At 41.8% G+C, this 12,590-nt stretch carries 2 protein-coding genes; both read left to right on the top strand.

What is annotated here, in order from left to right:
* The first annotated feature begins 108 nt into the window (after positions 1–108).
* Positions 109–9,540 carry a beta strand repeat-containing protein gene (locus V7S76_RS08235; RefSeq protein WP_459509601.1) on the top strand — a complete coding sequence of 3,144 codons (9,432 nt, stop codon included), beginning with the start codon at positions 109–111 and terminating at the stop codon, positions 9,538–9,540.
* 13 nt (positions 9,541–9,553) lie between these two features.
* A complete protein-coding gene (locus tag V7S76_RS08230) occupies positions 9,554–12,589 on the top strand; it encodes a beta strand repeat-containing protein (RefSeq protein WP_459509600.1) in 3,036 nt (1,011 codons plus the stop codon).
* The last annotated feature ends 1 nt before the right edge of the window (position 12,590 follow it).

Here is a 12,590-nt window from a genome sequence, read left to right as displayed (position 1 = left end):
AAAATTGCTGATGCCAATGTAACGACTGCTAAAATTGCGGATGCGAATGTAACAACCGCTAAAATTAACGATGCAGCGGTAATTACAACCAAAATTGCCGACCTAAACGTGACCAATGCAAAATTAGCGGCCGATGCGATCACAACAGATAAAATCAAAGACGGAGAAGTGCAAACCGCTGACATCAAAGATGCGAATGTAACAACTGCTAAAATCGCGGATTCCAACGTTACCACTGCTAAAATTGCTGATGCCAATGTAACGACTGCTAAAATTGCGGATGCGAATGTAACAACCGCTAAAATTAACGATGCAGCGGTAATTACAACCAAAATTGCCGACCTAAACGTGACCAATGCAAAATTAGCAGCCGATGCGATCACAACAGATAAAATCAAAGACGGAGAAGTGCAAACGGCTGATATAAAAGATGCGAATGTAACGACTGCTAAAATTGCCGATTCAAACGTAACCACAGCTAAAATCGCTGACGCCAACGTAACAACCGCTAAAATTGCAGATGCGAATGTAACCACAGCGAAAATTGCCGACTTAAATGTGACCAATGCCAAATTGGAAGCAGATGCAATCACCACGGATAAAATCAAAGATGGAGAAGTTCAAACTGCTGATATCAAAGATGCGAATGTAACGACAGCTAAAATTGCAGATTCCAATGTAACCACTGCTAAAATTGCAGATTCCAATGTAACGACAGCTAAAATCGCTGATGCGAATGTTACAACCGCTAAAATTGCTTCAGGTGGTAATAATAAAGTTTTAGTGACTGACAATTCTGGTCAAGTAGCCTGGATTGATAACACATCTTTTGGCGCAGTGGCTGATATGTCGACCATTGAAGGAGCTGGTACAACTGCTAGTCCTTTCAAAGTAAAAGATCTAGGAATCGTAACCGCTAAGATTAAAGATGCAGCGGTTACAACAGTTAAAATCGCTGATGCTAACGTAACCACTGCTAAAATTGCTGATGGTAATGTTACCACAGCAAAAATTGCGGATGCCAATGTAACTACCACGAAAATTGCCGACTTAAATGTAACCAATGCTAAATTAGAAGCCGACGCGATTACGACTGATAAAATTAAAGATGGTGAGGTTCAGACAGCAGATATCAAAGATGCGAATGTGACCACCGCTAAAATGGCAGATGCGAATGTAACAACCGCTAAAGTAGCTAATTCAGCTATTACAACCGCCAAAATAGCGGCTGGTTCCAATAGCACAGTTTTAGTGACAGATGTCAATGGAGCTGTTCAATGGTTAGATAAAAATTCTTTTGGCGCAGTGGCTGATATGTCGACCATCGAAGGAGCTGGTACTACTGCTAGTCCTTTCAAAGTAAAAGATTTAGGTATCGTAACGGCCAAAATCAATGACGCAGCGGTAACTACTGTTAAAATTGCGGATGCAAACGTGACCACAGCTAAAATTGCTGATTCCAACGTTACTACTGCGAAGATCGCGGACGCGAATGTAACTACTGCTAAAATTGCCGACTTAAATGTAACTAATGCGAAATTAGAAGCCGACGCGATTACGACTGATAAAATTAAAGATGGTGAAGTTCAGACAGAAGATATCAAAGATGCCAATGTGACCACCGCTAAAATTGCGGATGCGAATGTAACAACCGCTAAAATCGCCGATGCGAATGTAACGACTGCTAAAATTTCCGATGCCAATGTAACCACAGCTAAAATTAACGATGCAGCTGTAATTACAACCAAAATTGCCGATTTAAATGTGACCAATGCTAAATTGGCTGCTGATGTTATTACAACCGATAAAATTAAAGATGGAGAAGTTCAAACGGCTGATATTAAAGATGCAAATGTAACCACTGCTAAAATTGCAGATTCGAACGTAACAACCGCTAAAATTGCTGATTCGAATGTGACTACTGCTAAAATTGCAGATGCTAATGTAACAACTTCCAAGATTGCCGATGCCAATGTAACTACAGCTAAAGTAGCTAATTCTGCCATCACAACTTCGAAAATAGCTCCTGGTGCTAATAATACAGTTTTAATTACCGATAATACGGGTGCTGTTGCATGGATCAATAAAGATGATTTTGGTGGAATTGCTGATTTGAGCACCATTGAAGGAACAGGAACCAACACCAATCCTTTCAAAGTAAAAGATTTAGGAATCGTAACCGCCAAATTAGCGGATGCTGCTGTTACCACAACTAAGATCGCTGATGCCAATATTACAACAGCCAAGATTGCGAATGCCAATGTAACTACAGCTAAAATTGCTCCTGGGGCTAATAATACTTTATTAATCACGGATGGTACTGGACAAGTAGCCTGGTTAGATAAAAATGATTTAGGTGTAGTCGCGGATCAAACAACGATTGAAGGCTTAGGTACAACGGCAAGTGAATTAAAAGTGAAGGATGCCGGTATTTCCAATGCTAAACTTGCCGCTAATGCAGTGACTTCTGATAAAATAGCAGATGGAGAAGTCGTAGCAAGTGACTTAGCATCTAATTCGGTGATTACATCCAAAATCTTAGATGCCAATGTAACAGAAGCTAAAATTGCTGATAATGCCATTACCACAGCTAAAATTGTTAATGGAACGATTGTGACAGCTGACTTAAGCGATAATTCAATTTCTACGGATAAAATAATTGATGCCAATGTAACAACAGCAAAATTAGCATCATCATCAGTGATTACATCTAAAATAGCTGATGGCGCTGTAAACAGTGCTAAAATCTTAGATGCATCCATTGTCAATGAAGATATCGCTGATGCAACCATTACCACTGCTAAAATTTCAGGAGCCATTGCTATTGAAAATGGGGGTACAGGGGCAACAACTGCAACAGGAGCATTAACCAATTTGGGAGCTGAGGCTGTGGTAAATAAATCTACTGCCACCGATATGGATGGCGTAAATGCAAATGATACTAATTATCCAACTCAATTAGCTGTAAAAACCTTCGTGGAAAATCAAGTTAATAATGCAGTAGGATCATCTACCCAAACAGCATTAAACTTGAAAGAGGATCTTTCAAATAAATCAATTGACACAGATATGGGTGGTAGTTCACCAAGCAATGATTTTTATCCAACTCAAAAGGCAGTTAAAACGTATGTGGGTAATAAATTTACTGAACCCAATGCCATACCTTATTTAACTTCATTACCTAATATTTCGAATAATACCATTCTAGGTAATACAACCGGTGCCACAACCACTCCTCAAGAAATTCCTGTAACAGGAACAGGCAATGTTGTTTTGAGTACTTCGGGATCACTAACAACTCCTACCATCGGGTCTCCTGTATTAAATGGAACCATTTCAGGAAATGCAATCGTTCCTGTTGCCCAAGGTGGATCAGGAGCCAATATGTCCTCAACTTCCGGCTATGTTAAACAAGCTTCTACGGGTGCTAATTTTACGACAGTGAGTGCCATTCCTGCTGCTGATGTGGTGGGTGCGGTTAGAAAAGTAAATGGTGCAACTCCTAATGCCAATGGTGAAGTAACTGTACCTTTTGGTACCGTTTATACCGGACTTTTATCCAATAGAACAAGTGTTGTAACAAGTCCTTCGAATGGTGATATTTATGTCCTTTCTGGCGAAACAAATGCCAATGATAATGGCCGTACATTTATTTACGATGGTTCCAACTGGCAAGAAGTAACGTCGAATTTATCAGCAACCGATGCTCGATATGTTCAGTTAGCAGGTAGTACAATGGCAGGTAATTTGACATTCCCAACAGGAAAGAAAATCACTTTAACAGATACTCCAACCAATGCAACAGATGCCGCCAACAAAGCCTATGTGGATGCTCAAATTACTGCAGCTACTCCGGATGCAACTTCTTCAGCAACAGGTAAAATTCAACTAGCTGGTGATTTGGCTGGAACAGCAACTGCTCCAGAAATTGGAAGCAATAAGGTGACGTTCGCTAAAATACAAACAGTTTCTTCTGGTGTAGTACTTGGTCGTTCAACAACCGGAACAGGTAATGTGGAGGCATTAACAACCATTCCAGTTTCAACTTTGCCAGCATTAACGGGAGATGTAACTACTTCCGCTGGTTCAGCTACAACAAGCATCAGCAACGGGGCCGTAACCTTGTCGAAAATTCAAAATCTATCAGCCCAAAGTTTATTATTAGGTTCCGCTTCTTCAGGTGGAACTGCAACAGCTGAAATTTCATTAGGTACCGGCTTATCCATAAGCGGAAATACATTGAATTCTACAGGAGGTACCGTGACCACAGTTACCGGAACAGCCAATCGAATTAGTGTAACCAATGCTTCTACCGTTCCTACCATTGATATCTCAACTTCTTATGTAGGTCAATCATCCATTAATACCCTAGGAACAATTACAACAGGTACTTGGAATGGTACAACTATTGCCGTAGCCAATGGTGGTACGGGTGCTACGTCCTTGAATGGATATGTTAAAGGAAATGGAACTTCACCTTTAACTGCATCTTCTACCATACCTGTCGCAGATGTAACTGGTGCGGAAACCACAGCCAATAAATCCATTGATGGAACTTTTGCTTCTTCCAATGATACCAATTATCCAAGCCAATTAGCTGTTAAAACCTATGTAGATAATAAAGTATCTGCCGCTACTCCAGATGCAACATCTTCCGTAAAAGGTAAAATTCAATTAGCCGGCGACTTAACTGGAACGGCGGCTTTACCCGAAGTTGCAGCCAATGCCATCACCTCAGCTAAAATTGCTGATGCAACCATTGTAACTGCTGACATTGCTCATGATGGAGTTACTAGTGATGACATCGCAGATGCAACTATCGTAACTGCTGATTTAGCAGATTTGTCTGTAACCAATGCAAAAATTGGTGAAACGATTACTGTTGCCAATGGTGGTACTGGCGCAACAACCTTAACAGGTTATGTAAAAGGAACAGGAACAACGGCTATGACGGCTAGTTCAACTATCCCAGTGGCCGATGTAACAGGAGCGCAGACAACGGCAAACTTGTCGACAAGCATGACAACTGATGCCGGTTCAGCCACTAAATACCCAAGTGTTTCAGCGGTTGAAACCTATGTTACAGCCAATGTAACCGTAGATGCAACCACAGCTGTGAAAGGAAAGATTCAATTAGCTGGCGATTTATCAGGAACAGCTGCTTTACCAACTGTGGCTGCCAATGCCATTACAAGTGCCAAGATTTTAGACGGAACCATCGCTGCTGCTGATTTAGCAGGTGATGCAGTAACTAGTGCAAAAGTATTGGACGGAACAATTGCTACAGCTGATGTGGCAGATGCGGCAATTACTAATGCAAAAATTGGTGAAACCGTTACAGTAGCCAAAGGGGGAACTGGCGCAACAACCTTAACTGGTTATGTAAAAGGAACAGGAACAACGGCTATGACCGCTAGTTCAACCATCCCAGTAGCCGATGTAACAGGAGCACAGACGACATCAAACTTGTCGACAAGCATGTCAACTGATGCCGGATCAGCCACTAAATACCCAAGTGTTTCAGCGGTTGAAAACTATGTTACAGCCAATGCAACCGTAGATGCAACTACAGCTGTGAAAGGAAAGATTCAATTAGCTGGTGATTTATCAGGAACAGCTGCTTTACCAACTGTGGCTGCCAATGCCATTACAAGTGCCAAGATTTTAGACGGAACCATCGCTGCTGCTGATTTAGCAGGTGATGCAGTAACTAGTGCAAAAGTATTGGACGGAACAATTGCTACAGCTGATGTAGCAGATGCGGCAATTACTAATGCAAAAATTGGTGAAACCGTTACAGTAGCCAAAGGGGGAACTGGCGCAACAACCTTAACAGGTTATGTAAAAGGAACAGGAACAACGGCTATGACCGCTAGTTCAACCATCCCAGTAGCCGATGTAACAGGAGCACAGACGACATCAAACTTGTCGACAAGCATGACAACTGATGCCGGATCAGCCACTAAATACCCAAGTGTTTCAGCGGTTGAAAACTATGTTACAGCCAATGCAACCGTAGATGCAACTACAGCTGTGAAAGGAAAGATTCAATTAGCTGGTGATTTATCAGGAACAGCTGCTTTACCAACTGTGGCTGCCAATGCCATTACAAGTGCCAAGATTTTAGACGGAACCATCGCTGCTGCTGATTTAGCAGGTGATGCAGTAACTAGTGCAAAAGTATTGGACGGAACAATTGCTACAGCTGATGTAGCAGATGCGGCAATTACTAATGCAAAAATTGGTGAAACCGTTACAGTAGCCAAAGGGGGAACTGGAGCAACAAGCTTAACAGGTTATGTAAAAGGAACAGGAACAACAGCTATGACGGCTAGTTCAACTATCCCAGTAGCCGATGTAACAGGAGCACAGACGACATCAAACTTGTCGACAAATATGACAACAGATGCTACCTCAGCAACTAAATATCCAAGTGTTTCAGCAGTTGAAACCTATGTTACTGCCAATGCAACAGTAGATGCAACTACAGCAGTGAAAGGAAAGATTCAATTAGCTGGTGATTTATCAGGAACAGCTGCTTTACCAACCGTGGCTGCCAATGCCATTACAAGTGCCAAGATTTTAGACGGAACCATCGCTGCTGCTGATTTAGCAGGTGATGCAGTAACTAGTGCAAAAGTATTGGACGGAACAATTGCTACAGCTGATGTGGCTGATGCGGCAATTACTAATGCAAAAATTGGTGAAACCGTTACAGTAGCCAAAGGGGGAACTGGCGCAACAACCTTAACTGGTTATGTAAAAGGAACAGGAACAACAGCTATGACGGCTAGTTCAACCATCCCAGTAGCCGATGTAACAGGAGCACAGACGACATCAAACTTGTCGACAAGCATGTCAACTGATGCCGGATCAGCCACTAAATACCCAAGTGTTTCAGCGGTTGAAAACTATGTTACAGCCAATGCAACCGTAGATGCAACTACAGCTGTGAAAGGAAAGATTCAATTAGCTGGTGATTTATCAGGAACAGCTGCTTTACCAACTGTGGCTGCCAATGCCATTACAAGTGCCAAGATTTTAGACGGAACCATCGCTGCTGCTGATTTAGCAGGTGATGCAGTAACCACTGCGAAAATTTTAGATGGAACAATTGCTACAGCTGATGTAGCAGATGCGGCAATTACTAATGCAAAAATTGGTGAAACCGTTACAGTAGCCAAAGGGGGAACTGGAGCAACAAGCTTAACAGGTTATGTAAAAGGAACAGGAACAACGGCTATGACGGCTAGTTCAACTATCCCAGTAGCCGATGTAACAGGAGCGCAGACAACGGCAAACTTGTCGACAAGCATGACAACTGATGCCGGATCAGCCACTAAATACCCAAGTGTTTCAGCGGTTGAAAACTATGTTACAGCCAATGCAACCGTAGATGCAACTACAGCTGTGAAAGGAAAGATTCAATTAGCAGGCGATTTATCAGGAACAGCTGCTTTACCAACTGTGGCTGCCAATGCCATTACAAGTGCCAAGATTTTAGACGGAACCATCGCTGCTGCTGATTTAGCAGGTGATGCAGTAACTAGTGCAAAAGTATTGGACGGAACAATTGCTACAGCTGATGTGGCAGATGCGGCAATTACTAATGCAAAAATTGGTGAAACCGTTACAGTAGCCAAAGGGGGAACTGGCGCAACAAGCTTAACAGGTTATGTAAAAGGAACAGGAACAACAGCTATGACGGCTAGTTCAACTATCCCAGTAGCCGATGTAACAGGAGCACAGACGACATCAAACTTGTCGACAAATATGACAACAGATGCTACCTCAGCAACTAAATATCCAAGTGTTTCAGCAGTTGAAAATTATGTATCAACCAAAGCGCCATTGGCATCTCCTGCCTTAACAGGTACTCCAACAGCACCAACTCCTGCGGTAAATGATAATTCTACGAACATTGCTACCACAGCTTTTGTCACCACAGCTGTAGCTGCAGCTACTATTGCTGATGCTACCAGTTTAGTCAAAGGAAAGATTCAATTAGCTGGCGATTTATCAGGAACAGCTGCTTTACCAACCGTGGCTGCCAATGCCATTACCAGTGCGAAGATTTTAGACGGAACCATCGCTGCTGCTGATTTAGCAGGTGATGCAGTAACTAGTGCAAAAGTATTGGACGGAACAATTTCTACAGCTGATGTAGCAGATGCGGCAATTACCAATGCAAAAATTGGTGAAACCGTTACAGTAGCCAAAGGGGGAACTGGAGCAACAAGCTTAACAGGTTATGTAAAAGGAACAGGAACAACAGCTATGACGGCTAGTTCAACTATCCCAGTAGCCGATGTAACAGGCGCTCAGACAACAGCAAACTTGTCAACAAACATGACAACGGATGCTACCTCAGCAACTAAATATCCAAGTGTTTCAGCAGTTGAAAATTATGTATCAACCAAAGCGCCATTGGCATCTCCTGCCTTAACAGGTACTCCAACAGCACCAACAGCTGCAGCAGGTACAAGTACTACTCAAATTGCTACAACAGCATTTGTTGCTGCGGCTTCGGGAACTCCTTTTTACAAAACAGGAACCACCACCGATGTATTGAGTGATAAAACAGTTGATATTTATACCAACAAAAAAATAGGGGTGGGAACTACAACTCCACAAAACAATGTGGATGTCGTTGGTGGAATTAGCGTTCGAAATACTGCTGGTGCTGCAGGAACCGGGTATGGAATGGAAATTAATACCAGTTCGAATGCACCACGAATCGATTGGGTATCCAATGGAGCATATATCGGACAATTCGCTTCCAATACAACCGATTTCTTGTTGAAAAATAGTTTGAATAATACGGGTAATATTAGATTCTATTCAACCACAAGCGGTGCTTCTCAGGAGCGATTAACCATTTTAAACAATGGAAATATTGGTATTAACTGGACCACTCCAACAGAGAAATTAGAAATTTCAGGTAATGCAAAAGCGGATAAATTCATCAAATCAGGTGGAACCGCTTCTCAATTTCTAAAAGCAGATGGTAGTGTTGATGCAGTTGCTTACGCTCCTTTGGCATCACCAGCATTGACAGGGACACCAACAGCGCCAACTCAAGCAGCAGGAGATAATACCACCAACCTTGCGACAACGGCTTTTGTGACGTCAGCCGTTGCTGCAGCCACCATAGCTGATGCTACTTCTTCTGTGAAAGGTAAAATTCAATTAGCGGGAGATTTGGGTGGAACCGCTGCATCTCCTTCAGTGGTGAAAATTCAAGGTACTTCTGTGAGTACAACTGCACCTACCAGCAACCAATTGTTGAAATTTGATGGAACCAACTGGGTTCCGGCAAGTATGCAATTGGAAACAGATGAATTTACTGCTACTGTAGGTCAAACTAGTTTTACCATCAGTAACACTCCGATGGGTAGAGTAGCTATGTTTAGAAATGGTATTCGTTTACCAAAAACTAGTTTCTCCGTATCAGGAACAACGGTTACCTATACGGCAGCCAATAACGCAAGTCAAGCTTTAGTAGCTGGCGACCGTATCACAATTGATTATGTGTACTAATAATAAAAAAAGAATGAAAAAAATTATTTTTGTTTGCTTTGTTTTATTGACTGCATCTTTGAACGTTTTTGCTCAAGCAAAATATGTCGATCAAAGGGGTACTTTGACAGATACCTCATCTATGTTAAGTCCTTATTTGAAAAAAACGTCCATTGTAGGGACAGCCAATTATGTCCCCCTTTTTACTGGAACCAATTCCCTCGGTAACAGTGTGATGTATCAGAATTTAAGTAAAATAGGTATAGGTACAATTTCGCCCAATACTAAATTGGAAATTAGTTCCGGTACAGCTGGGTCTTCCGGTTTACGTTTTACCAATTTAACAAACACAACAGCTGGTACATCTATTTTCTCAGGTATTTTAGGGCTTAATTCTACAGGAGATGTAGGTATAGCTTCTTTAACGGGTTCCTCTATTTCAGGTTTGAGTAATGGCCAAGTAACTTATGGTGGCACAACGGGTAATTTAGCTCAATCTTCCTCTTTCTTTTGGGATCAAACAAACAATAGACTGGGAATTGGTACTTCTATACCTTCTACTAACTTGCATGTTAGTTCTCTTGTTGCAACAAACACAGTTAATGCTGATGCTCAAGTATTACGATTATCTAGACCTACCAACAGCGGTGTTAAATGGGATAATATAGCTCAATTTAACTTGGGTTCTTACTCAACAGGTGGTGTTGCAAATACAAGAATGGATTTGGCCATGAATGACGGTGGATCAACCACCACCTCTAATATCATGACATGGCAAGCGAATGGGTATGTTGGGATTTCTACCACGACGCCAGCTTACAATTTAGATGTACTTGGAAGTGCCAGAATACAATCTGTGCCCAATACAACAGTAGCTACAGGAGTGTTGGTTAAACACCCCACGACTGGTCAAATCAGTGAGCAATTAATTTCAGATATTAAAAATACTGCCTGGTATACCACCGGCACAACCACTGATGCTGGAGGTGACAAAACAACTGCTATCCACCGTACAGGAAGTGCAACCATTGATAATGGTTATTTACAAGCCATCAGTTCCTCTACAACAAATGCTTTTACCATGGATCCTACCGATGTGGTAGGTCCTAAATTAAAAATGGGAACATCTTCCAACTTTGGTACTTATTTAGAAATCGGCGCATACAATAATCAAAATAATTTGGACACTAAAAACCGTGATTTTGCGCTTTTTAGTACGAGTATAACTAGTGGTTTGCAATTTAAAAATGCAACTGGTAGAATTGGAATAGGTACTACAAGTCCAAGTCAAAGATTACATATTAATGGACAAGTAGAAATAGATACCTTAAGAAGTGGGGCTGCTACCGACAGTTTAGTAACCTCCAATTCAGATGGTCTTTTACGTAGATTATCTTTTTCCAATGCTACCAAAAATTTTGCGGTAGTAAGTGCCACCGCTTCAGGGATTGTGAACAACACAGCTGCTCAAGAATTAGGAGGAGTTGATAAAAAAATCAACGGTGTGGATATCGGAAAAGGTGGAGGTAATTTTTCATCCAATACAAGGGTTGGTTTTAGTGCTTTAGCAAATAACACGACGGGTGTAAATTCAGTGGGGATAGGTTTTCAAACATTATTTAATCAAACAACTGGGTCTAATAATGTCGGTATGGGAACTCAGGCGCTCGCCTTTCTTAGCACTGGAGGGAATAATGTGGGAATAGGAACATATTCGTTAAAAAATCAAACCACCTCCAGTAACAATACTGCTTTAGGGTATAACAGTGGTGTAAATATTACAACAGGTGGTCAGAACGTGGCGATTGGTGTTGAGGCTTTGTCAGATAATTTAACTTCAGCTAACAATGTCGCCGTAGGTGCTTATTCTCTAGATTTAACTACAGGAGGGAATAATACGGCCTTAGGTTACAATTCGGGTAAAAATAATACCTCTGGGGCAGGAAATACGATTTTAGGTTACCGAGCAGGGGAGAACGTGTCTACCGGTTCAAACAATGTGTTGGTAGGCTCATCCGGTGGATTTAATATTACAACAGGTAGTGGAAATATCTCTATGGGTAATTCCAATTTAGTGAGCGGTAGCAATAACACCATCATCGGTGGTACTACTTCTTCTCTAAACATCGGAGCAAGTAACAAGAGTAATATTGTTGCCCTTGGTAATGGTGCTGGTTCTGTTCGGGTATATGCGGATAGCCTTGGCTTGGTGGGTATCAATACCATTTCACCTTCCAATCGATTGACCGTGTATGAACCTAGTAGTGCTGCTGTACTTGGACTTTATTATCCAGCGGCCAATGGACCCGTAGCACAAACTACCACAGGCCAAATTAATTTAGGTACATCAAATTCTTGGTTTACAACTATTCGTTCAGTAATTCCAGCTGCAAAAAATCAAGATCAACAAAATTTAGAATTTACCACCGGGAATGCCAGCAATGATAATACTCAGGTATCTCGGATGACCATTCAATCACAAACAGGAAATGTCGGGGTCAATAAACAAACTCCTCTGAATAAATTAGTAGTTCAAGGATCGAACAATGCTGTATCACCTTTAGGTACGGATCAAACCAATGCCACCTTTAGAATAGATGGGCCCACCAATCATTCCTTGGATATGGGTACCCTCGTGGGATCTCCTTTCGGTGCTTATATCCAATCGCACAATAAGGCCGCCACCACAACTTTACCTTTGGTATTAAACTCTGCAGGAGGGAATGTGGGTATTGGTACTACTGCACCAGGTTCTACCTTAGAAGTCAATGGTGCTTCCACCAACACGACTGCCTTCAATGCAGCGGCTGCCACCACCATTGATTTTTCAAAAAGTAATTTAGCATATACTACAGCAAGTGCGGGGGCATTTACCATAACCAATATGAAAGATGGTGGAACGTATACCTTAGCTGTTCAGGGTGCTACATCTGGAACAGCGAGTTTTACAGCCTCAGGTTTCACTATCAAATCCATCAACAATGGCGCCACTACTGCTGGTAAGCATACATTGTATACTTTTTTGGTGATGGGTACTAACGTTTATTATTACATGGCAACAGGTTTCTAAT

The organism is Aquirufa sp. ROCK2-A2 (genome assembly GCF_054558485.1).
Note: the sequence above shows the minus strand (reverse complement) of the source record. Positions and strands in the feature narration are given on the sequence as shown.

Bases quoted from the DNA above. Each gene is read 5' to 3' on its own strand.
- V7S76_RS08230 (WP_459509600.1), top strand. From the start codon at position 9,554: ATGAAAAAAATTATTTTTGTTTGCTTTGTTTTATTGACTGCATCTTTG.